Raw genomic sequence first — 24,340 nt, forward strand, 5'->3', positions numbered from 1 at the left:
AAATTGCTCCTATTGGCTATTCATGCAAGTGATAGTTGTAACTGGAAACGACGATGTTTTCCCGTGAGTTCAAAGCAGCTCGCAGTCTGACACTGGTCTGGTTGTGCAGTGCCATCTGCCATGGCTTATTGGGAATAAACTGCGGTACCAGAACCGTTGTTGAATAGTTTCTGGCTGCCGCTCGCTTGGCAACGACATCAACAAAGCGTAGCGTTGGCTTGGCAATTGAGCGATATGACGAATGAATATCGACAAACCGTACGTCTGGATACTCTGCTTTAAACTCATTGGCCGTCTTGTGTTCTTTACCAGGGTTTTCATCAAATGAGACGTGCATGGCAATGACATAGTCACCGATTGAACGCGCATAATTGATGGCTCCCTTGGTAACCCGGGTCACGTTACCAATCAAGACGATCACGGTCGAACCATCATAGTCATGCAGCTGAACCTTGGTCTTTTCGGCAATCCGCAGCTGCATGCCGACCTTGATATAGTGGTTGTGAATCTTGTAGAACATAAACAGCAGAGCAGGCATGATGATCAAGTATGGCCATACGTTGCCAAAATGCTGCCAGAACAAGAAGACAACCAGGCATGCCGAGATCAAGGCCCCGACCAGATTGATCGTGGACTTGCCCAGCCAGTGTCCCTGGCGATGTCTAAACCAGTGAATGATCATCCCGGACTGAGAAAGCGTAAATGGCACAAAAACACCAACCGCATACAGTGGAATTAACATGTTGGTCTTACCATGGAAGATCAAAATCATGACGATGGCACCAACGGCCAGAGCAATGATCCCATTGGAATATCCCAAACGGTCCCCACGATCCATAAAGGCATGTGGTAGATACTTGTCCTTGGCCATGTTAAACGCCAGAATTGGAAAGGCCGAAAAACCAGTATTGGCAGCAACGGCTAAGATCATGGCCGTAGAAAGCTGCAGCAGGTAAAAGCCGATTCCATGACCGTCAAAGATTACGGCACCAATCTGTGAAAGCACGGTGGCATGTGAGTTTGGCACAATTCCAAAGTAGTAGCTAAAGAACGTGATTCCGCCAAAGAAGGCAGCCAGAATTAGACTCATGATCGCCAGCGTATTGGCCGCGTTCTTCTTTTTAGGTTCATTAAAGTTTGGCACGGCATTGCTGATCGCCTCAACCCCGGTCAATGAGGATGAACCGGCTGAAAAAGCCCGAATAAACAGCACTGCCGACATTCCGGCAACCGGTGTTCCAAACGATGCCGTCGCATGATAGGTCAAGTGGCCCGTGGCAATATTGATAAAGCCCCAAACAATCATGGCCGTGATCATAACGATAAAGAAATAAACCGGAACCGTTAAGAAATTGGCACTATCACTCAATCCCCGCAGGTTCAAAATCATAATCAGCAAGACGATAATGACTGAAATCGGCACCGAATACTTATAAAGCTGCGGGACCGCAGAAACGATCGCTTCAGTGCCGGAAGTCGTTGAAACCGCGACCGTCAGCATATAGTCAACCAAAAGTGAGCCACCAGCCAACAAGCCACCGGTGCGGCCCCAGTTTTCGGTAGCAACGACATAGGCACCACCACCGCTTGGATAGGCATTGATGATCTGTCGATAGGAAAGGGTAATTGCCACCAGCAGAATCAAAACCATCGCTGCAATCGGCAGTGAGTACCAGATCGCAGCCGCTGACAAGGTTACCAAAACAGTCGTAATCTGTTCAGTACCATAGGCAACGGATGATAAAGCATCCGACGATAACAAGGCCAATGCCTTAAACTTGGTCAAATGGGCCTGGCCTTCATCCAGCGTCTTCAATGGCTTACCAATGAGAACGCGTTTTAAATACCGCCACATATTCTTTTTCTCCTTCACTCTATTAAGATATAAAGTCAATAGTTATTCTACACCACTAAAATGGTTAATACCACCCACCCGCAATTGGCGGATCGGCGGTTTAAAAGACTTTATCAAAGCTGCGCTATTCATCGATGCGCGCGTTGACGGCCCGTCCCAATTCAAGATCCTGGCCAGCAACGCTGCTATTGATCCCCCACCAGTAAAATACTAGTGAACATAAAATGATTACAACAAAGTCAAAAGGATATTCAATCCAGTTCTGACCACCAAAGCCATCACTACCCAGATAAGACATAATTGATATGAACACCAGATAGCCCAACAGCCAGCCGCATCCTTTCAGCTGCATCTTCCAAGAAACGTGATGGTAACGAATCTCATAATAGGCATAGATTGGCAGACCGAGACAAATGACAAAAATCACCTCAATCGTCGTCGGCCACATTGCCCAATAGATTGCAAGACTGGTCAGTACAAACGACAATGGTGCCATCCAGCTTAAAGAACGTGGCTTAAATGGCCGCTTCAAATCAGGCGCAATTTTTCTAAGTGCTACGGCAGCTACCGGTCCCGTCAAATAGGCAATCAGCGTTGAGGCGGAAATTACACTTGCCAAGGCACTCCAATTGCGGAAAATGCAGACCAAAACAGCCGCCAAAATCAGATTCACCACCATGGCAAAACGCGGTACCATATAACGGCGCTGCAGTCTCCCCAGCCAAGCTGGCAGATGATCGCCACGCGCCATTGCCGCCAGCGTTCGTGAAGCATTGGTAACAAAAGCCACCCCGGTACCAAACGGCGACACAAAAGCATCAATATACAAAAGAATCGTCAGCCAGTTGATCCCCATCAAAATGGCCAGATCTGCAAACGGCGAAGCAAAATTAATCCCGTGCCAGCCATGCACAGACAAAAGTGATGGCTTAACGGCACCAATAAAAGTAATCTGCAACAGAATATATAGCACAGCTGTAATCGTCAGTGAGATCACGACCCCACGATAGATGTTTTTTTGTGGATCCTTCATCTCGCCACCCAAATTGACGACCGTTTGAAAGGCATCGTATGAAAAAATAATTCCGGCTACCGTTGTCGCCTCAAAAATCGAACGGCTGCCATAGGGCATAAAGCCTTGAACGCTGTGACCAAAGTTGCCGGTATGAAAACCACTCAGCATCAAAACAACAATCGTCAAAGTCGGCATCAGCAGCTTAAAAATCGAGATCAAGCCCGTAAAATGAGTTAAGATCTTAACTGACCAGAAATTGATCAGCGTAAAAACGATCATAAACGCAAAGACCACCAGCAGCCCTTGATTGGTAATGCTGCCATGGCTGACAAAGCTGCGCGTCCAGTTGGCCCAGCTCCATGGCCATGAGCTCATGTATTGAACCGAGGCTACAGCTTCAATCGGAATCAGTGTAATCAAAGAGACCCAATTAGCCCAAGCAGCTACGAATCCCAACAACGGGCCGTGACTGTATTGAGCATAGCGGCTCATGCCCCCGCTTTCTGGAAACATCGCCCCTAATTCTACGTAGTTAAAGGCAATCACCATGATGATGATCGCCCCTAAAATCCAGGAAATAACCGCTGCCGGCCCCGCAATTCTAGCCGCTTCGCCAGCCCCAAACAGCCATCCGGATCCAATTAATGAATTCAGAGCCAGTAAAATGACGGAAGTTAAAGACATTTTCTGACTAGGTATTTTTGATGACATAAAAATTACTCCACTAAATAAGTTAGCGCCCATCATTTTAATGGACATAACTAACAGAATACCACTAAGTGGCCATTAAACGCAAAAAAGCGTCTCAACTTAAAGTCGAGACGCTTTTTATTCATCCAATAAGGATTACATCATGCCGGCGCCGCCTTGAGGAGCAGCTGGCTGATCATTCTTTGGTTCTGGCTTGTCAGCAACAACGGCTTCCGTAGTCAGCAGCATTGCAGATACTGAAGCAGCGTTTTGCAGAGCCGAGCGCGTAACCTTGGTTGGGTCAACGATACCAGCGGCAACCATATCTTCAAACTTGTCAATGGCAGCGTTGTAGCCAATACCAGGCTTTTCGCTCTTCAAACGGTTAACGATGATTGAGCCTTCAACCCCGGCGTTTTCAGCGATTTGACGAACTGGAGCCTCAAGAGCCTTCTTAACGATGTTGACACCAGTTTCTTCATCGTCACTTTCGGTTTCAACGTTTTCCAGGGCTGGAATAACGTTGATCAGTGCCGTACCACCACCAGGTACGAAACCTTCTTGAACGGCAGCCCGCGTAGCGTTCAAGGCATCTTCAACACGGTACTTCTTTTCCTTAAGCTCAGTTTCCGTAGCGGCACCAACCTTGATTACGGCAACCCCGCCCGACAGCTTGGCCAGACGTTCTTGAAGCTTTTCCTTGTCAAATTCAGAAGTCGTGTTGGCAATGGCCTGCTTGATTTGTTCAACCCGTTCGGCAATAGCGTCCTTGGCACCGTTACCGTCAACGATGGTCGTGTTGTCCTTGGTTACGGTAACCTTGTTGGCAGAGCCAAGTTGAGCCACCGTAGCATCCTTTAAGCTCATGCCCAGGTCGTCAGAAATAACCGTACCGCCAGTCAGAATGGCAATATCTTGCAATTGAGCCTTACGACGGTCACCAAAACCAGGCGCCTTAACAGCGCAAACGTTGAACGTCCCACGGATCTTGTTCAAAACCAGCGTTGGCAGAGCTTCACCAGTAATGTCGTCAGCAATGATCAGAAGCGAGCGGCCTTCTTGAACGACTGCTTGCAGCAATGGCAAAATATCTTGAATGTTGCTGATCTTCTTGTCAGTAATCAGAATGTATGGGTTATCCAGGTCGGATTCCATCTTGTCCGTGTCAGTTACCATGTATTGAGACATGTAGCCGCGGTCAAAGCTCATCCCTTCAACCACGTCAACCGTCGTGTCAACGCCACGGCTGTCTTCAATCGTGATAACGCCATCGTGACCAACCTTTTCCATAGCATCGGCAATCAGTTCACCGACTTCTGGGTTGGCAGCCGAGATCGAAGCGATTTGAGCAATGTCATCTTTGCTTTGAACTTCGTGGCTCATCTTGTGCAGTTCTTCAACGGCTGCCTTGGTAGCCTTGTCAATCCCGCGACGAATGCCGACCGGGTTGGCACCGGCGGCAACGTTTTTCATACCGGCGTTAACGATAGCTTGCGTCAAAACGGTTGCAGTCGTCGTACCGTCACCGGCGTTGTCGTTGGTCTTGGAAGCAACTTCAGAAACCAGCTTGGCACCCATGTTTTCAAAGTGGTCTTCCAGTTCAATGTTCTTGGCAATCGTAACCCCGTCGTTGGTAATCGTAGGAGCACCGTAGCTTTGTTCCAAAACGACGTTGCGACCCTTAGGACCAATCGTCGTCTTAACGGTATTGGCCAGCTTGTCTACCCCACGCAGCATTGCCTTGCGTGCATCTTCAGAAAATTTGATTTCTTTTGCCATTTTAGATTTTCACCTCATTAATATTGATCGAATGCGAAAACAAGTCTACTTAGTCAACAATGGCAACCAGGTCTTTTTCACGAACGACCAGGTACTTTTCACCCTTGTATTCAACTTCATTGCCTGCGTACTTGTCAAACAGGACGCGGTCGCCTTCCTTAACGGCTGGAGCAACTTTTTGACCATTGTCCAGGTAGCGGCCTTCGCCAACTGCGACAACCGTACCCGTCGTTGGCTTATCCTTGGCATTGTTAGCCAATACGATTCCGCCAACCGTCTTTTCTTCAGCTTGTTCCGCTTTAAGAACAACGCGATCTCCTAATGGTTTTAACACGTTAATCCCTCCATCAATCATCATTAATAATTCAGATATTTATTTAGCACTCTTATCACCTAAGTGCTAATTACATGATCTACTATATCATGATCTTGCCAAAATGCAACAATTATTTTGACCAATTTTGACTATTAGACTTTTAAAAACGCTTTAGTTGCTGATATCAAGGCATTTTGACTTTTTGATCAATAATTAAAAAAACACGGCGATTGCTCGCCGTGCGTTACACTATTTTTGACCATCTTTGGCATTGTTGTTTTCAATAAAGTAGATCAGCGTCTGCAGCTCATTGGTCAGGTCAATGTTTTGCACCTGAACGTCTTTTGGCACTGACAGGCGTACCGGCGTAAAGTTCAAGATACCGTGTACACCGGCCTCAACCAGCTCATCAGTAACTGCTTGTGACTTTTCACCGGGAACCGTTAAAATGACAACGTCAATCTGCTGTTCCTTCAGCTGCTTTTTCATCTCACCGACTGGGTAGACAGGAATCCCACTCTTAACGGTATTGGCCAGAGCAGGTTTAGGATCAAAGGCGGCACTGATCCGCAGATTGGTACTTTGATGAAAGTTATAGTTCATCAGGGCACTGCCCAAGCTGCCGACCCCGACCAACGCCACACTGGTCAGCTTGTCTTGATTCAGGATACCCTTGAAAAAGTTTAAAAGCTTTTCCACATCATAGCCATAGCCTCGTTTGCCCAATTCGCCAAAATAGGAAAAGTCGCGTCGAATCGTTGCTGAGTCAACCTTGACTGCTTCTGACAGTTCAGTTGATGAAACCCGCCGCTTGTTGGCATTAAGCAAAACGTTCAGATACCGATAGTAGACCGGCAACCGCTTAGCCGTGGCACGGGGAATTTTACGCGTTGCCATTAATAGATTCCTCCAATTCAGATTCTAGTTTGTGAAAATTATTCCTTTATTATTTTAGCAACTCAGCCAGACTTTGTGAACTATTTTCCAAGAAAAGAATCTTTTTTTCATACTTAACGTGCCTTTTATTATGCTACAGGGATCGATGCTTGTCCATGAGGAATTTGTGAAAAACCGATTGCTGTTTTGATTATGCGCATCTGATCATTTGCTCTCGAACCGATTTTTTACACACTAAATTAAATGCTTAACATTGTCGTCACTCGGCTCAATCTCGCCAGTCCACTCAATCTTGTGCTACAATCTTACTGATTATCTACAATAAAAATGAGGTTGAACTATGCTCTTATTGCAAACCAATAACGTTGAGCGTCGTTTTGGCAGCGATGTCTTGTTTCACAATATGAATATGCAGATCCAAGATCACGGCCGTACTGCCCTGGTTGGCCGTAACGGTGCCGGTAAAACGACTTTCTTAAAGATCGTTGCTGGCCTGACCGAGCCCGATGAAGGCACGGTCACTCATGCTCGTGATCTCACGATTGGCTACTTAGCCCAAAATCAAGGACTCGACAGTCAAAACTCAATCTGGGCTGAATTAGACAGCGTTTTTGCTCCCCTACACGATCTAGAACGTCAGCTGCATGATCTGGAAGAACGATTAGGAACGCTTGCTCCTGACGATGCTGACTATCAAGAAATACTAGCCAGCTATGATCGACTGTCGGAACAGTTTAAAAAGCAAGGCGGCTATGAATATGCCTCCCGGATGCGGGGTGTTTTGCATGGTTTTGGCTTTGGCGAAGAAATGTATGACACCTCAGTCAATGCGCTTTCTGGCGGTCAAAAGACCAAGCTGGCCCTAGCCAAGATTTTGCTACAGTCGCCTAATCTTTTAATCTTAGACGAACCGACCAATCACTTGGATATGGGTGTTTTAAGTTGGTTGGAAGATTATCTTAAAAGCTACCAGGGTGCGCTCTTGATCGTCTCTCACGACCGTTACTTTTTGGATCGCGTCGTTACCGATGTTTATGATCTGGACAACCGGACCCTGATTCACTATACCGGCAACTACACTCAGTTTGTTACCCATAAGCGTGAACGACTGCAAGCGGAATGGAAGCACTATGAGCAGCAGCAAAAAGAAATCGCCAAACTGGAGGATTTCGTCAATCGCAATATCGTGCGCGCATCAACAACCAAACGAGCTCAGGCCCGGCGCAAACAGCTGGAGAAAATGGATCGCCTGGAGCGTCCAGTGACTGATGATGCCTCGATTCACTTTCAGTTTCACAGTGATCATGACTCTGGCAACGAGGTCTTAGATGTTTTTGATCTCAACATTGGCTATCAGGATCAAAAACTGGCTGGACCATTATCGTTTAAGGTCCGCAAAGGCCAGCGCATCGGTATCATCGGACCAAACGGAATTGGCAAGTCCACATTGTTAAAAACGCTTTTGAAAAAGATTCCCAAACTCAGTGGCACGATCAAGTTTGGCGCCAACTTAGAGATTGGCTATTACGACCAGGAACAACAGCAGCTGCACCCCGAAAAAACCGTTTTAGAAGAAGTCTGGGACGATCATCCCGAAGTTTCTGAAAAAGATATTCGCTCGCTTTTAGGCAGCTTCTTGTTTGTTGGCGATGACGTCTACAAACCGGTCAGTGCTCTTTCTGGTGGTGAAAAGGCACGTCTTGAGCTGACCAAGCTGTCATTTATGCCGATCAACTTCTTGATCCTTGATGAACCAACCAATCACTTGGACATCGACAGTCGTGAGGTCTTGGAAACTGCTATCAATGAGTTTGACGGTACCGTCTTATTCATCTCGCATGACCGCTACTTCTTAAATCAAGTAGCTACTGACATCCTGCACATGACGGCTGATGGCATGACCCATTATGAGGGCAACTATGACGACTATCTAACCCAGCAGGCCAAAACATCAGCTGCCATTCAGCCTACAGTCAAGACCAAACAGTCAGCGGGTCAAGCCTCCTATCAGCAGAGCAAAGAAACCCAGCGTGCCCGGCGCAAACTGCAGCGTCAGGTCGACCAATTGGAGACTCAGATGGGCGAGTTGGAAGACAAACAAGCGACCATCGAAGCCCAGATGGCTCAACCAGAGATTGCTACCGATATTGCCAAGCTGACTGATCTGCAAAAAGAACTGGATGCTTTAAAAGCGCAAAGTGAGGAAATCGAGCTGCAATGGACTGAGGCAGCTGAAGCTTTGGAGAAATTTAACCAAGAAAATCCTGAATAATAAAAGACCGCCGAATCTGTCTTAATTCAGCGGTCTTTTGTTGTTTGTAACTATTGACGGAACTTACGGGTATTTTCAGCTAAATGAACCAGCCCCCGCAAGAAATCATGAGTCGTGGCCTCATAATCATACTTTTTGCCCAGTTCGTAGATGTAGCCATTGATGTAGTCGACTTCGGTGTTACGGCCATTGTGCATGTCTTGATACATTGAAGGATAATGTAATGGATTACCAACCCGGCTGACGTATTCAACCGTCTTCCATTCGGTTTCGCGATCATTAAGCAGCTTGATACCGGCTCGTTCGGTCACATCATAAGCCTCATTGATCAATTGCTTGCTCAAGCGTTCGGCACCTGGGTAGTCGATGAATTGACCCATTTGAATCTCAAACAGCGTGCAGATCGTGTTGACAACTGAATTAAAGACAACCTTGGTCATCAACGTTCCCAAAAAGTTGGTCGTCAGTGTTGGATTTAAGTTGGCAGCCTTAAAGTCGGCGATAATCTCATGCGTGCGTTCGTCTGGTTCTTCGGTCTCATTGGCAACATTGATCGATCCGGCACCCGGCTTGCCGATAAAGTCAACGTCACCAGCCTTGTTTAAGACGGTCCCGATCAGACACGTACCGGCCAAGACATGTTCTTTAGGGAAATATTTGTTCAGTTTTTTAATGTGGCCCATCCCGTTCATACCAGAAAAGACGTACTGTTTTTCAGGCTTAAAGAAGTGAGCCGAACGTTCCAGGAGGTCTTGCAGCGTCATCTGCTTAGCAAAAACGATAAACACGTCGGGCTCACCTTGGTATTCTTCTGGTGAATAGATGTTGACCGGTACCAGATGGCGGTTTTCATGATCACGGGAAACATAGACCCCGCCTTGTTTTTTGATGGTCTCAACTTCTGGTGCCCAGTTGTCGACAAAATCAACCTGTGCCCCCGCATTTTCCTGCAGCAGCACCCCAAAGCGCAATCCCATTGCACCTGCACCTAAAACCGTATATCGCAGTGTCATTTTTATCACTGATCCTTTCGTAACCTTAATTAAAATATGTTATTGGGCTTAAATCATTATTCATCTTAATCAACGCCTCATATTCTAATCTTGTTTTAATTAAAAATCAATGATAAAAAGTGATTTATTTAAAATAGATCTGGCCATGCAGACTGCATTTTGGATTAAAAGCATGCCCACAGCGCGGACAGGTTCCCAACTGATATTGATCGAATCTCATCAGACAGCCACAGATACCGCACATAACCGGCCAATCATCTTTATTGCTGGCGGCAAAACGATGGTTCTCCAGTGCATCATGGCACTGATAACAGGCATAGTATCTTTGACAGCGCGCGCATTTCATTGCTGCCACGTCAACTGACAGGTGGTAATGGATACAGCGACCCGCCTGATCCAGATCCAAGCCATAAATCCTCATCATGACATCATCCCTGGCAGATTAACCTTGGTAACCTCGCCACTGATAAATGATTGCTTGGTTCCATCGGCAAGCTCTACTACCAGGCCACCTTGCTCATCAATATCAATTGCTGTTCCAACGACCTGACGATTGCCAATTTTGAGTTCGACTGGCCGATTCAAGACCAGTGAATGATCACGATACTCCGGCAAAAACTTTCCAGAATCATACTCGTGATAGATGCTCATGATCTCTACCAACAGTTCAGCAGCCAAACGATTACGATCAACGGTCTGGCCAGGAACAATGCTGCCGGCCTTTTGGGCAAATTCATTTGGGAAATCTGCTGTCGATAGATTGATGCCAATACCGACAATCAATGCTGCCGACGAGGCTGATTCAAGCTCCAGCGTAGCTTCGGTCAAAATGCCGCAGACTTTGTGACCATTCATGTAAATATCGTTGACCCATTTATATGAAAAATCATGATCGGGAAAAGTCCGTTTAAGCACGTGACCGACCGCAACGGCGACCCCAGTTGTCAAAAGACCGATCTTAGGCAAGGCACTCATTGGGTTGTGCGGCAACACCAGACTGAAATAAAGCCCGGTTTTTTGCGGCGAATAGAACTGACGCCCCCGTCTGCCATAACCAGCTGTCTGCTGATCAGCCAAAAAAGCAACCGGTCGATCGGGCTGATGGCTGCTGAGATACTGCTTAGCCCAGTTTTGCGTTGAGTCAATCGATCTGGCAGTATGAATCTCACCTGCAAAGCGGCCCTTGGTCTGCATTTTAATTACAGCACTATCCAAGTGATCAGATCCCAAATAGCGATAGCCAAGCGAACGCTGACTTTCAATCCGATGTCCTTGTTTACGCAAGGCATCGACGCCTTTCCAAATGCTTTCGCGACTAATGCTCAGCTTTTGGGCCAACTGACTGCCTGAAACCCACTGATTTTCATTAAGCAAAAAAATCTTCAGCAGCTCATCTTTGGTACTCATCGTTATTCCCCCTAGTCTAGGTTCAGCGTTGGTACGCTGCGCAGCTGACGAGCAATGGCAACGGCAACGCCTGCTTTAATCAAATCACCGGGAATAAAGGCCAGGTTAGACATCAAAGCGGCTGCCAGCGTCATATGCGACTGCCAGCTGAGCCAGACCGAGCCCGTAACATCAATAAACACCACGCCAGCAACGATCACCATTAAAAATTCCTGCCACCAGTTCCAGCTGCCGCCAAAATGTCTCCGCAGACTACCAATCAAAAGCGGCGTAAACAGCCATGCCAAAAGATAGCCACCGGTTGGCCCGGCAAAAACGGCAATACCACCGCTGCCACCAGTCAAAAATGGAAAACCAACCGCTACCAAAAACAGCAGCAATGCAACTGAGGTCGTTCCCTCTTTGGGACCAAGCAGCTCACCAGCCATCATGACTCCCATATTTTGCAAAACGATTGGTACTGGAATAAAACCCAATGGAATTCCTGGAATCATGCCTAAAACGATCAACATGGCCGTCATCAAAGCAGTCTGTGTTAAATGAACTATATTTTGTCGTTTCATTTTATCCCTCTTTTTCTTGTCACCCACTTTTTTAAAAATGGGTGACAATATTTTTAAAACAAGAGCTCAGCTCGCATTGAACTGAGCTCAGTAATTGACGATTAATTATTTTTGATGGTTGGCCATAAAGGCTTGAATCCGCTGTACGGCTTCTTTCAAAACATCCATGCTGGTTGCATAGCTGATCCGTACATGATTTTCCATCCCAAAGGCGGCGCCGGGAACGACTGCCACATGGGCCTCTTCAAGCAGGGCATTGACAAACTCGTCAGTTGAGGCAAATCCGGTCAGCTTAACTGCCTCGCTGACGTCTGGAAAGGCATAGAAGGCACCGGCTGGCTTAACGTCCAACTTAAAGCCAGGAATCTCATTTAATAATGGATAAAGCGTGTTGATGCGTTCTTCGTAAGTAGCGCGCATTTCTTCAACACAGGACTGGTCACCAGTAATAGCTGCCAGAGCTGCATATTGACTAACAGCGGCCATGTTGCCGGCTGCATGACTCAAGAACGTCTTCAATCCCTTGACTACGTCAGCATCAGCAATTGCGTAGCCAACGCGCCAGCCGGTCATTGAATAGGTCTTGGACATTCCGTTGACCAGAATCGTCTGCTGGCGAATCTCAGGCGACAGATCCAACAGTGAAACAAACTTGGTACCATTGTAAACCAGCTTGCCATAGATATCGTCGGCAATCACGATCACGTTATGCTCAACGGCCCAATCACCAATTGCCTGCAGCTGCTCACGCGTATAGACGGCACCAGATGGGTTGTTTGGCGTATTTAAAATCATGGCCTTGGTCTTAGGCGTGCGAGCGGCTTCCAGTTCTTCTGGCGCAACCGTCAGACGGCTTGCTGCCGGCTTGACGAACACCGGCTTGGCACCGGCCAGCTTGACTTGTTCGCCATAAGTTACCCAGTAAGGCAATGGGATCAAAACTTCATCGCCTTCGTTAAACAGTGCTTGTCCCAGGGCGTACAGCGTCATTTTGGCACCATTCATTACTACTACGTTGTCGGCTGTGAAATTGGTGCCATGATCAGCGTTTTCCTTATCGGCAATTGCTTTTCGCAAAGGCTCGATACCGACTGCCGCGGTGTAGAAGTCAACGTCACCGGATTCAATTGCCTTGATAGCGGCCTGACCGATATGTTTTGGCGTATTGAAGTCTGGCTGACCAATCGAAAGGTTTAAGACGTCAATACCTTGTGCCTTCATCGCCTTGGCCTTGCCGGACAAAGCCAGCGTTGCTGAGGGTTGAATGTTGCTTACGCGTTCTGAAATTTCCACTGTTTTAACCTCGCTTTACAAATCAATGCTGCTAAATCTGATTAGCTTAAAGGACTCATCTGAATCAAAAGATCTTGACTTTCCATCGTTGAACCAGCCTTGGCGTAGACTTTGTCGATCTTGCCGTCAAATGAAGCCTTGATCGTTGTTTCCATCTTCATGGCCTCAGTTACGACCAGCGTCTGGCCCTTCTTGACCTCATCACCGTTTTCGACCATCACGTCAACGACCGTTCCGTTAAGCGGCATCCCAATCTGACCTGGATCGTGCGGATCGGCTTTTGGTACGCTAACCTTGGCCGTAGCGGCATGCGTTTGATCCTTGACCGTCAAGACCAGCTGCTGGCCGTTTTCAGAGAACAGCAGTTGACGGTTACCATCAACGTCCATGTCTGAAACGGTATTAAGCTGCAAAATTTCGGTCCGCCCTGGCCGCAGGTTGACGTAGATCTTTTCTCCTGGCCGCATGCCTTGGTAAAACGTGTTCGTATCCAGGACGCCAATCTGGCCATACTGGCGATTGCGCTTGACGTAATCCAAAAAGACGTCTGGATAAAGCACGTAGCTGATGACCTCTTCGGCAGTTGGCTGACGCTTCAGCTGTTCAGCCAATTCCTTGGTCGTCTGATCAAAGTCAACTGGCTTGGCCAGACTGCCGGGACGTACTGTAATGGCAGGATGATCCTTTAAGACAACTTGCTGCAGCTGCTTTGGAAAGCCACCATATGGCTGTCCCAAATCACCAGCAAAGAAGTTGACGACTGATTCTGGGAAGTCCAGCGTCTTGCCACGTTCCAAGATATTACTGCTGTCCAGACCATTTTGAATCATAAAGATGGCCATATCGCCAACCACCTTGGAACTTGGCGTAACCTTAACGATGTCGCCGAGCAGGGCGTTAACTTCACGATACTTGGCCTTGACCTCATCAAAGTCGTCCAGTCCCAGTGACTTGGCCTGCTGCTGCAGATTGGAGTACTGACCACCAGGCATTTCCGTCTGGTAGATATCGGTCTGTGGCGACGTGATGCCGTTCATGAAGTCTTGATACAATGGCTTGACCTGAGCCCAGTAATCATTGATCTTTTCAACCGTTTCAATATCCAGTTCTGGTTGCCGCTCATTGCCAGCCAGAGCATAGTAGAAGCTGCTCATGCTTGGCTGACTCGTAGTCCCAGAAAGTGCGCTGGAAGCCACGTCAACCACGTCAACTCCGGCTCTGGTAGCCTGAACGTAGGTTGCAACCCCATTGCCGGTCGTGTCATGCGTATGCAGGTGAACCGGTACGTCATACTTGCTCTTCAGCTCACCAACCAGCTCATAGGCTGCCTGTGGCTTGAGCAGACCGGCCATGTCCTTGATCCCGATGATCTGGGCGCCGGCATCAACCAATTGACCAGCCAGCGTCTTGTAGTAGTCCAGCGTGTACTTGTGCTCGTCAGGACTAAGCAGGTCACCAGTGTAGCACATCGTTCCTTCCGCAATCTTACCGGTTTGACGAACGTATTCAATGCTTTTTTGCATCTGTTCAATCCAGTTCAGACTGTCAAAGATCCGAAAGACGTCAACGCCATCTTCAGCACTCTTGTCGATAAACTTCTTTAAGGCGTTATCTGGATAGTTCTTGTAGCCAACCGCGTTTGATCCCCGCAAGAGCATCTGCAGCATGGTATGTGGCATCTTTTCACGCAGAATCTTCAGACGTTCCCAAGGATCCTCACCCAAGAAGCGATAGGCCACGTCAAAGGTTGCGCCACCCCATACCTCAGCAGAGAAGACGTTTGGCATGGCACGATCATAAAGATCTGCAATTGGCAGCATGTCCTTGGTCCGCATCCGCGTGGCAAACAGACTCTGGTGGGCATCCCGCATCGTCGTATCAGTAATCAAAACGCGCTTTTGATCACTAACCCACTTCATAGCAGCCTCAGCCCCGTCACGATCCAAGATGTCCTTGGCATTGACGATTGGCAGGCCATTGTGACGTTCCAAATTGATCTTTGGTGCCTTCAATTCAGCAGCATGGACCTGTTCGCGTGCCTTAACGCCATTAAAGCCATTAACGGTAACGTCACCAACGTAGGTCAGCAATTGCTTGGCTGAGTCTGGCTTTTCGTGCTTAAAGTCAAATAATTCTGGTGTCTGATCAATAAACGTCGTGTGGGCCTGCCCAGCCTCAAAGACTGGATGGTGCAGCACGTTTAGCATAAATGGAATGTTGGTCTTAATCCCGCGAATCTGGAACTCATGCAGTACCCGAATCATACGACGGACGGCTGACTTAAACGTCCGTGCATGAACGCAGGCCTTAACCAGCAGTGAGTCAAAGTATGGCGTGATTACGGCTCCCGCATAGGCATTGCCCCCGTCAAGCCGCACGCCCATCCCACCAGGTGAACGATACGTTTCAATGCGACCCGTGTCTGGCATAAAGTTGTTTTCAGGGTCTTCGGTCGTAACCCGACATTGGATCCCATAGCCGTTGTGCTCCAATTGATCTTGAGCCGGCAGCTCGAGATCCTTATATAAATCAGCACCATCGGCAATCAGGATCTGTGACTGCACAATGTCGATATCGGTAATCAATTCCGTAACAGTGTGCTCAACTTGAATCCGCGGATTGACCTCAATAAAGTAAAAGTCATCATCGGTTACCAGAAATTCAACCGTCCCGGCATTTTGATAGTGTACGCTTTCCATCAGCTTAACGGCTGCCTGGCAGATTGCCTGGCGCCGTTCTTCATTTAGAGCCAGGCTGGGCGCAAACTCGATCACTTTTTGATTCCGCCGCTGAACCGAACAGTCTCGCTCAAACAGATGCATGACGTGCCCGTGTTGGTCAGCCAGAATCTGAACTTCAATATGTTTAGGATTCTTCAGATACTTTTCAACGTAGAGCTCATCATCGCCAAATGACTGCTTGGCCTCGCTGCGAGCTCGGTCGTAGGCGCCATCAAGCTCATCATCATTATGAACGATCCGCATCCCGCGGCCACCGCCACCCATGGCTGCCTTGATCATAATCGGATAGCCATGCGTATGAGCAAATTTGCGAACCTCATCAATTGACTGAACTGGCTCATCCGTACCGGGAATCGTCTTCAAGCCAGCCTTGACCGCAACTTCCTTAGCCGCAACCTTGTCACCAAACAGCTGCAGCTGACGAACGGTTGGGCCGATAAAGATAATGCCGTTGTCCGCACATTTTTGTGCAAACTCTTCATTTTCAGCTAAAAAGCCGTAACCGGGATGCACCGCATCGGCACCGGTCTGCTTAGCGACCCGAATAATGTCATCCATGTCCAGGTAGGCTTCGATTGGCTTTTTGCCGGCACCAATCTGATAAGCCTCATCCGCACGGAAACGATGGACGCCATATTCATCTTCCTTGGCGTAAACGGCAACCGTCTTCAGACCCAATTCATGACAGGCCCGTATGATCCGGACTGCTATTTCACCACGATTGGCAATTAAAACTTTCTTCACGAAATACACCACCTTGAACAATCGTCAACAGTAACGAACTTTCTCCCTACCTCAAGGCAAAATTATATCATAAATTTTTAGCTTGATTGTCTAAAAAATGAGAAATCAATAAGATTTATCGAGCAAAAACGAACCATTTTTTTATTTTTAAAACTGCCTAGCAATTTTTCGCAAAATTAAAAGGATTCAGAGCGCTGAATCCTTTTAATTAGTTAGATTAAATGAACACCTTTGTCAACGTAAATGACATCGCCGGCGATTCCTTTTGAAAGATCACTCATCAAAAAGGCACAGGTACCGCCGATCTCTTCCAAAGTCACAGATTGACCATCAGTCGTCCGATCCTGCGACATCTTTAAAAGATCGCTATGGTTGTCGATTCCAGTAACGGCCAGCGTCTTCATGGCCCCTGCAGAAATAGCGTTTACTCGTACACCCATTGAACCCATGTCGCGAGCCAAATAGCGAACACTGGCCTCCAGTGCCGCCTTGGCTACTCCCATAACGTTATAGTTTGGAATTGCCCGCTCCGAGCCAAAGTAGGTCAGAGTCGCAATGCTGGCCGGATCATTAAGCAGATCCAGTTCATGAGCAGCCTTGGCAACGGCAATCAGTGAATAGGCCGAAACATTTTGAGCCAGGGCATATCCTTCACGACTGACGTTTAGAATCGAGCCACTCAGTTCTTCTTTTTTTGCATAGGCAATTGCATGCACCAAACCATCAACCTTGCCAAATCGCTTCTTAATGGCCTTAAAAGCTGTCTGAATGCTGTCATCGTTGGCAACGTCGCATTCAATCAGGCGCTGTTCGTCATTTACCAAACGACTGATGCTTTTTTTCATGCGTTCATTTTGGTAGGTATAAATGACGGTTGCCCCTTGTTTTTCCATTTCCTGGGCACATCCCCACGCAATTGAGCGCTTATTGGCCACGCCCATGACAATGATTCGCTTATTGCTTAAAATTCCTTCCATTATTTTCTTCCCTCACTAAAACTTTCTAAATCGCTGCTGACGACGCTGTAACAGCTCAGTAGGCGTTAACTGCTGCAAAGCTGCCAATTCACGAGTCAAGACTTCATCCAGATTGGCAATTACGGCTTGATGATCAGCCGGTTCAGCAATGATCCCTTCTATGATCCCTTGCTTTTTTAGAGCCTGAGGCGTCAGCTGCATGATTTCAGCGGCCTCAGCTGCCCGTGAACTGTCTTTCCACAGAATCGATGCAAAACCTTCTGGTGAAAGAATCGAATAGGTACTGTTCTCAAGCATCCAAACCTCATCACCGCATGCCAAGGCCAGCGCCCCGCCACTGCCGCCTTCACCAAAAACGACCGTAATAATTGGAATGGCCAGCTGGCTGATTTCCAAGAGATTCTGAGCGATTGCCGCACCCTGACCGTTTTCTTCGGCTGATTGCCCCGGATAGGCACCTGGTGTATTGACAAAGCAAAAGACCGGCCGTTTGAATTTTTCAGCCTGCTTAATCAAGCGCAGCGATTTTCGATAGCCGCCTGGTTCCGGACAGCCAAAATGGCATGCCATGCGTTCTTCAATGGTCTGGCCGCGATCAGTAGCAATCACGGTGACTGGCTGACCATGAAAATCGGCAATTCCGCCTTTAATGGCCGGATCATCAGTGCCATTGCGATCACCGTGCAGTTCAATAAAATCAGAAAATAATTGCGTTAAAATCTCGGCACTGGTGATCTTTTCCTCGCTGCGGGCAGCTTTAACAATCTCAACAGCTGTTTTTTCAGACACGCATGGCACCTCCCATCTTAAGCAGGCGCTTTAGGACTGCCTTTTCATCGGACCGCTTGACGATTGCATCAACAAAGCCATGTTTGAGCAGGTTCTCAGCTGCCTGCAGGTCATCAGGAATCTTTTGGTGCATCGTCTGTTCAATCACTCGCCGACCGGCAAAGCCAACCAATGCATGCGGCTCAGCCAAGGTAACGTCGCCTTGCATAGCAAAGCTTGCTGTCACCCCACCAGTCGTCGGGCCCGTTAAGACAACCGTGTAGAGCAGGCCGGCCTGATCATGAATAGCGACGGCATTGCTGATCTTGGCCATCTGCATCAGCGAATGAATTCCTTCTTGCATCCGTGCCCCGCCAGAAGCCGTAACAATGATGACCGGCAGCTGATGTTTGGTTGCATATTCAAACAACCGCGTAATCTTTTCGCCGGCTACGGTCCCCAAAGATCCCATGATAAAACCAGGATCCATGATGCCTAAAGCCACTCGATAGCTGCCAATTTCAGCCACGCCGGTTAAGACGGCATCATTGAGTGCTGTCTTTTCCTGGGCGGCTTTTAACTTGGACTGATAGCCAGGAAACGATAATGGATCCTTGGTCTGCAGATCATTATCCATTTCCTCAAACTCATCAACCAGCCATTTGAGACGCTGTCTGGCACCAATTCGAAAGCCATAATAACATTGAGGACATTGAGCATAGCAGTCCAACTGACGACTGACGATCGTCAAGCCGCACTGCGGGCACTTGCGCAACAGGTCATCGGGAACCTTGGCATCGGCTTTGCGATCAGCTTTGACGTGGCGTTCGCTAAGCGTATTCTTTTTTTGAACGTAAAGCTTCACTTGCCGTCCTCTCCTTTCCAACACGGCATGAAGTCCTGCTCCAGATAATTGGTTGTCATCGTCCCTTGCAAAAATTCAGAATCATTTAAGATTGCCAGATGAAAATTCTGATTGGTCGTAATCCCGGTAATCACCATCTCACCAAGCAACCGCTTAAGTTTTTCAATCGCCTCAATTCGATCATGTCCCAAGGCAATTACCTTGGCAATCATCGAGTCGTAATAAGGCGTTACCTTTGCTTGCGGATAGAGTGCGGTATCGATTCGCATCCCCAGATTGCCGACTGGCAGATATAGATAATTGATTGTGCCAGTCGAAGGCATAAAGTCTTTTTGTGGATCCTCAGCATTGATGCGACATTCAATTGCCACCCCATGCAGCTTGATGTCGTCTTGCTTAAAAGGCAGCTGCTCACCGGCGGCAACCATCACCTGCGCTTTAACCAGATCAATACCGGTTACCATTTCCGTAACGGTGTGCTCAACTTGAATACGCGTATTCATTTCCATGAAATAAAAATGATGCGTCTGATCCATTAAAAACTCCAAGGTTCCGGTATTCCGATAGTCGATTGCTCGCACTGCCTTGAGTGCCAGTTGTCCTAAATACTGTCGCTCATTTTGAGTAATCAGCGAACAGGGACTTTCCTCGATTACCTTTTGCTTATTGCGCTGCAAAGAGCAGTCACGCTCTGGAAACCAGACGGCATGGCCAAAGTCGTCACAAAAGACTTGAACCTCAATATGCTTGACGTTTTCTAAAATCTTCTCCAGATACATTCGGTCATCATTAAATGATATCCTGGCCTCGCTTTGCGCCTCATCAAACGCACGCTGCATCTGCTGCTCATCTTCTATGCGCCGAATTCCCTTGCCACCACCACCAGCAGCGGCCTTTAGCAAAACCGGATAGCCGATCTTTTCAGCTACTGCTCTGGCACTGGCTGCATCGCTAAGATAACCATCACTGCCGGGAATTACCGGAACGCCGCTTTTTTTCATCTGTTCTCTGGCATGTTCCTTGTTGCCCATCAGATCAATCGTTTGCGCCTTAGGACCAATAAAGACGATTCCACAGGCTTCACACATCTCAGCAAAAGCCGCATTTTCCGAAAGAAAGCCAAAGCCAGGGTGAATTGCCTGGGCACCCGTACCGATTGCGGCCGCTAAGATATTCTGCATATTCAAATACGAATCCTGGGGCCGAGCACTGCCAACACAGACAGCCTCATCAGCCAACTGAACGTGCAGACTGTCGCGATCTGCTGTTGAATATACGGCTACGGATTTGATCCCTAGTTCCCGTAAAGAGCGAATGATCCGCACTGCGATCTCGCCACGATTGGCTACCAATACTTTCGAAAACATACTCTTCACCTAGCCAATCAAAAAGGTAAGCTCTGCTGTGCAGGCCTTTTTCCCGTCAACCGTTGCAATTCCCTTGCCAAGTCCCACGTGACCACGAACCTTTTCCAGCTCTACTTCCAATCTCAGCGTATCTCCGGGCCGCACAACCTTACGAAACTCGGCGGACTTGATGCCGCCAAAATAAGCCGTTTTGCCCTTAAACTCCGGCTCAGACAAAAGCGCTACAGCTCCAGTCTGTGCCAGCGACTCAACGATCAGCGCACCCGGCAGCACCGGATTTTTTGGAAAGTGGCCATTAAAGACCTCCTCATTGATCGTAACGTTGCGAATTGCTGTCGCCTTCTTGCCTGGTTCCAGCTCAACCACACGATCGATCAAAAGCATCGGATAACGATGTGGAATAATCTTTTGAATCGCATTTGAATCCAAAATCGTTTCAGTCATTGACTAATCCTCCGTAACTTCAAACAAGGGCTGATCAACCTCTACCAGTTCGCCATTTTTAACCTTGACTGCACTAATGACGCCATCCTGATCGCTTTTAACCTCGGTCATCATCTTCATCGCCTCAATAATGCAGACGATATCACCCTTATGCACGCGATCACCGACTTTAACATAGGCCGGCTGCTCTGGCTTGGCCTGCAGATAGACCGTACCGACCAGCGGTGCTTTGATCTGCTGAGCAGCTGCAGTAGTTGCTTGCGCCGGATACTCAACGGGCGGGATCGTTGCCGCACTTGTAGCCGTCGTGCTGACTGCCTGCTGATTCTTGCTTAGGTAAAGATGAAAGGATCCGTCATCGATTTTTAGTTCTCTGGTGTCAGAGGCTTCAAACGCCTTCATTAAGTGTTGAACGTCTTTTAATTCCAATTAAAAATCACTTCCATTTTCGAAAAGCCAATACGGCATTATGTCCACCAAAACCAAATGAGTTGCTCAGCGCATATTCGGCTTCTGGCTGGTTTTGATTGGTTTGATCAACCAGATTGACCTGGCAATCCGGATCTTGATTTTCACAGCCAATGTTTGGCGGCAAGATGCCTTTTTGCAATGCTGCAACGGTAATTACTGCCTCAATAGCTCCAGCTGCCCCCAGCAGATGACCTGTCATTCCTTTGATTGAGCTGACCATTACCTTGCTTTGATCGCCAAAGACCTTGTTGATTGCCAAGGCCTCACCGGCATCATTGGCATGCGTAGCCGTACCGTGTGCATTAATGTAGTCGACCTTGTCTGGTTCAATTCGGGCCTCGTCGATTGCCTGCTGCATGGCTCTTGCCGCACCACGACCTTCTGGATCAGGAGAAGTAATGTGATAGGCATCGCCAGTCGCACCATAGCCAACAATCTCGCCCAAGATTTTAGCACCGCGCTTTTGGGCATGCTCAAGGCTTTCCAAGACCATCGCAGCACCGCCTTCACCAAGAACGAATCCATTACGATCCTTGTCAAATGGTCGCGAAGCTTTCATTGGGTCAGTCGTTGTACTAAGGGCCGTTAAAGCCGCAAAGCCAGCAATGCCAATCTCGTTGACGGAAGCTTCCGAACCGCCCGCAATCATGACTTGGGCGCGCCCTTCCTTAACTTGACGATAGGCCTCACCAATCGAGTTCGTTCCTGTTGCACAGGCCGTCACGATTGACGTACATATATTTTGGGCATTAAAGCGGATGGCAATGTTGCCGGCTGCCATATTGGCAATCGCCATTGGCACAAACATTGGCGAAACCCGCTTAGGACCCTTGTCGTGCATCTTGATCACTTGTTCTTGGATCGTGGTCAGGCCACCGATCCCCGATCCATAAATAACGCCCAGATCCTCAGGGGCCGTATTTTCCTCATTGATACCAGCCATCGCAACTGCCTCAGCTGCTGTTTGAATGGCATATTGTGAATAAAGATCCATCCGCCGCGCGGCTTTTTTGCCAACAACTGCGCCGGGATCAAAATCGTCAATCTGACCGGCTACCGTAATGCCAGTTGGCTCTGCGTCAAACTTGGTGATTGGCTTGATGCCGATCTTACCAGCTAAGGTGTTCTCAACAAACTTATCAAAGCCATTGCCGTTTGGGGAAACAGCCCCCATACCTGTAATTACAACTCTTGTCATAAGCTTCTCCTAAATCGTCATCCCGCCATCAACTACGATCGTCTGCCCGGTTACATAATCATTCTGGGCTAAAAACAAAGCCGTCTGCGCGATTTCTGCCGGTTCGCCAAAACGCTTTAAAGGCAGGCTCTCTAAAATCTGGTCCTGCGCTTTTTGCGGCATAGCAGCCGTCATGTCGCTGGCAATCATCCCCGGTGCAATGGCATTACAGCGAATCCCTCGCAGTGCGCCTTCTCTAGCTACCGTCTTAGTTAAGCCAATGATTCCCGCCTTGCTGGCTGCGTAGTTGGCCTGACCAGCATTACCATGCAGACCAACAACGCTGGCCAGATTGATAATGACACCGTGCCGTTGCTTATACATCTTTTTGAGCAGCGACTGAATCATCAAAAATGGTCCTCTTAGATTAACTTGCAAGACCTCATCAAAATCAGTCGTTTTCATGCCAATCAAGAGCTTGTCGCGTGTAATGCCGGCATTATTGATTAATACGTCAATACCGTCAAATTTCTCCCACGCAGTCTTGGTCAGTTCCTTGACGACCTTTTCATCACTGACATCGCCAGGTAAAAAGGCGTATTCAGCACCCAGTTCATCCAGCTGCTGTTTTAAAGAATCTGGCAGCTCATGTCTGGCATTTAAGATCACGCGGCTGCCAGCCTTAGCAAATGCCAGGGCCGTGGCAGCACCGATTCCTCTTGAACTGCCAGTAATCAGTACCGTCTTGTCGGTTAGCTCCATTGGGCATGCTCCTTTACAAAGTTCTCATAGTCCTGACGCGTTTCAATATGCTCTCTTGTCAGCCCCGCAGCAACTTGCTTGGCAAACTTGCTAAGCGTCTTGCCAGGACCAATTTCTAACGTCCCATCGATTTGAAAGTGATCGATCAGATACTGCAGATCCTCACCAAAATGCGTTGGCACAGCCAATTGACGCTCCAAAATTGCAACCGTTGCTTCAGGTTGAAAAGGTGCAATGATCGTATTGCTGATAACGGGTAGCTTAGGCTGAGCAAACCCAACCCCTTGCAGGCGCGTCTTCATTTTTTGGCGCGCCCCATTAAATAATGGCGTATGGAAGGCCCCGCTGACGTTTAATTTGATGACCCGCTTGGCTGCTTGATGCTCATTTAAAAGATCAACGACTTCTGCAATCCCTGCTTGCTTTCCACCAATTACCAATTGCCGTGGCGAGTTGTAGTTGGCGACCCAAGCATTTGCAGCTTGTTCACAGATCTTTTCAACTTTTTCAACGTCAGGATCGATTACGGCAGCTAAGGTACTTGAAACCTCATCCGCATCTGCTTGCATGTATTCACCGCGATCCTTGAGCAGTGCAAAGCCAGCATCGATTGACAAGGATTCAGCCGCCATCAAGGCTGGATATTCACCTAATGAAAGTCCGATCATGCCGGTTGCTGGCAAGTTGGGCAAATCTCGCTGCAACATGCGCCAGATTCCCAGACTGAAAGCTGCCAAAGCTGGCTGGACGTATCTGGTCTGGTTCAACTCGCCATGCTCGCTTTTCAAGAGCTTGATGATATCAAGGCCTGCAGCCTCACTAGCTTGACTGAGCGTCTGTGAAAACGTCGCGTCTTCAAGCAGGTCGCAACCCATCTGCGGCTTTTGTGCTCCTTGACCGCTAAACAGAATCCCCAGTCGCATC

The 24,340-nt window shown here is 48.1% G+C and carries 21 protein-coding genes; 1 reads left to right on the forward strand and 20 read right to left on the reverse strand.

What is annotated here, in order from left to right; all coding sequences use genetic code 11:
* Positions 1–16: 16 nt before the first annotated feature.
* The 5 genes from HF864_RS01110 to HF864_RS01130 all read right to left on the reverse strand — a co-directional run bounded on the left by HF864_RS01110 (position 17) and on the right by HF864_RS01130 (position 6,552).
* Positions 17–1,855, reverse strand: coding sequence for an APC family permease (locus HF864_RS01110; RefSeq protein WP_169461290.1), 1,839 nt, complete (start codon positions 1,853–1,855; stop codon positions 17–19).
* A 124-nt stretch (positions 1,856–1,979) separates the two neighbouring features.
* Positions 1,980–3,581: an APC family permease gene (locus HF864_RS01115; RefSeq protein ID WP_169461291.1), complete on the reverse strand. Its 1,602-nt coding sequence runs from the start codon at positions 3,579–3,581 to the stop codon at positions 1,980–1,982.
* A gap of 135 nt (positions 3,582–3,716) precedes the next feature.
* A complete protein-coding gene (gene groL, locus HF864_RS01120) occupies positions 3,717–5,339 on the reverse strand; it encodes a chaperonin GroEL (protein WP_169461292.1) in 1,623 nt (540 codons plus the stop codon).
* Between the two features lie 49 nt (positions 5,340–5,388).
* A complete protein-coding gene (groES, locus tag HF864_RS01125) occupies positions 5,389–5,673 on the reverse strand; it encodes a co-chaperone GroES (protein ID WP_169461293.1) in 285 nt (94 codons plus the stop codon).
* Between the two features lie 231 nt (positions 5,674–5,904).
* Positions 5,905–6,552: a redox-sensing transcriptional repressor Rex gene (locus tag HF864_RS01130; RefSeq protein WP_169461294.1), complete on the reverse strand. Its 648-nt coding sequence runs from the start codon at positions 6,550–6,552 to the stop codon at positions 5,905–5,907.
* A 340-nt stretch (positions 6,553–6,892) separates the two neighbouring features.
* Between HF864_RS01130 and HF864_RS01135 the strand changes: the two genes are divergently transcribed.
* Positions 6,893–8,824, forward strand: coding sequence for an ABC-F family ATP-binding cassette domain-containing protein (locus tag HF864_RS01135; RefSeq protein ID WP_169461295.1), 1,932 nt, complete (start codon positions 6,893–6,895; stop codon positions 8,822–8,824).
* A gap of 50 nt (positions 8,825–8,874) precedes the next feature.
* On the opposite strand, the gene HF864_RS01140 is transcribed toward HF864_RS01135, so the two are convergent.
* The 15 genes from HF864_RS01140 to HF864_RS01210 all read right to left on the reverse strand — a co-directional run bounded on the left by HF864_RS01140 (position 8,875) and on the right by HF864_RS01210 (position 24,339).
* Positions 8,875–9,837 (reverse strand): ketopantoate reductase family protein, encoded by a 963-nt coding sequence (locus tag HF864_RS01140; RefSeq protein ID WP_169461296.1) that lies wholly within the window; start codon positions 9,835–9,837, stop codon positions 8,875–8,877.
* Between the two features lie 124 nt (positions 9,838–9,961).
* Positions 9,962–10,261: a CHY zinc finger protein gene (locus HF864_RS01145; RefSeq protein ID WP_205882236.1), complete on the reverse strand. Its 300-nt coding sequence runs from the start codon at positions 10,259–10,261 to the stop codon at positions 9,962–9,964.
* Entirely contained in the window at positions 10,258–11,244 is a 987-nt protein-coding gene (locus HF864_RS01150) for a biotin--[acetyl-CoA-carboxylase] ligase (RefSeq protein ID WP_169461297.1), read from the reverse strand. Before HF864_RS01150 ends, HF864_RS01145 begins: the two co-directional genes overlap by 4 nt.
* Positions 11,245–11,255: 11 nt before the next feature.
* Positions 11,256–11,807, reverse strand: a complete 552-nt coding sequence (locus HF864_RS01155; RefSeq protein WP_169461298.1) for a biotin transporter BioY — start codon at positions 11,805–11,807, stop codon at positions 11,256–11,258.
* A 105-nt stretch (positions 11,808–11,912) separates the two neighbouring features.
* Positions 11,913–13,100, reverse strand: coding sequence for a pyridoxal phosphate-dependent aminotransferase (locus HF864_RS01160; protein ID WP_169461299.1), 1,188 nt, complete (start codon positions 13,098–13,100; stop codon positions 11,913–11,915).
* A 41-nt stretch (positions 13,101–13,141) separates the two neighbouring features.
* Positions 13,142–16,585, reverse strand: coding sequence for a pyruvate carboxylase (locus HF864_RS01165; RefSeq protein ID WP_169461300.1), 3,444 nt, complete (start codon positions 16,583–16,585; stop codon positions 13,142–13,144).
* 212 nt (positions 16,586–16,797) lie between these two features.
* On the reverse strand, positions 16,798–17,562 hold the full coding sequence (gene fabI / locus HF864_RS01170) for an enoyl-ACP reductase FabI (RefSeq protein WP_169461301.1): 765 nt from the start codon (positions 17,560–17,562) through the stop codon (positions 16,798–16,800).
* 15 nt (positions 17,563–17,577) lie between these two features.
* Complete coding sequence (gene accA / locus HF864_RS01175) at positions 17,578–18,351, reverse strand: carboxyltransferase subunit alpha (RefSeq protein ID WP_169461302.1); 774 nt, start codon at positions 18,349–18,351, stop codon at positions 17,578–17,580.
* A complete protein-coding gene (locus HF864_RS01180) occupies positions 18,344–19,195 on the reverse strand; it encodes a carboxyl transferase domain-containing protein (RefSeq protein ID WP_169461303.1) in 852 nt (283 codons plus the stop codon). Before HF864_RS01180 ends, accA begins: the two co-directional genes overlap by 8 nt.
* Positions 19,192–20,562 carry an acetyl-CoA carboxylase biotin carboxylase subunit gene (gene accC, locus HF864_RS01185; protein WP_169461304.1) on the reverse strand — a complete coding sequence of 457 codons (1,371 nt, stop codon included), beginning with the start codon at positions 20,560–20,562 and terminating at the stop codon, positions 19,192–19,194. Before accC ends, HF864_RS01180 begins: the two co-directional genes overlap by 4 nt.
* Before the next feature lie 9 nt (positions 20,563–20,571).
* Positions 20,572–21,006, reverse strand: coding sequence for a 3-hydroxyacyl-ACP dehydratase FabZ (fabZ, locus tag HF864_RS01190; RefSeq protein WP_169461305.1), 435 nt, complete (start codon positions 21,004–21,006; stop codon positions 20,572–20,574).
* A 3-nt stretch (positions 21,007–21,009) separates the two neighbouring features.
* Positions 21,010–21,435, reverse strand: a complete 426-nt coding sequence (accB, locus tag HF864_RS01195; protein ID WP_169461306.1) for an acetyl-CoA carboxylase biotin carboxyl carrier protein — start codon at positions 21,433–21,435, stop codon at positions 21,010–21,012.
* Between the two features lie 7 nt (positions 21,436–21,442).
* Positions 21,443–22,675, reverse strand: a complete 1,233-nt coding sequence (gene fabF, locus HF864_RS01200; RefSeq protein WP_169461307.1) for a beta-ketoacyl-ACP synthase II — start codon at positions 22,673–22,675, stop codon at positions 21,443–21,445.
* A gap of 9 nt (positions 22,676–22,684) precedes the next feature.
* Complete coding sequence (gene fabG / locus HF864_RS01205; RefSeq protein WP_169461308.1) at positions 22,685–23,416, reverse strand: 3-oxoacyl-[acyl-carrier-protein] reductase; 732 nt, start codon at positions 23,414–23,416, stop codon at positions 22,685–22,687.
* Complete coding sequence (locus HF864_RS01210) at positions 23,407–24,339, reverse strand: ACP S-malonyltransferase (RefSeq protein ID WP_169461309.1); 933 nt, start codon at positions 24,337–24,339, stop codon at positions 23,407–23,409. The genes fabG and HF864_RS01210 overlap by 10 nt, the downstream gene beginning before the upstream one ends.
* Position 24,340 lies beyond the last annotated feature (1 nt).

Source organism: Lactobacillus sp. MRS-253-APC-2B (genome assembly GCF_012843675.1).
Taxonomy (GTDB): Bacteria; Bacillota; Bacilli; order Lactobacillales; family Lactobacillaceae; genus Limosilactobacillus; species Limosilactobacillus pulli.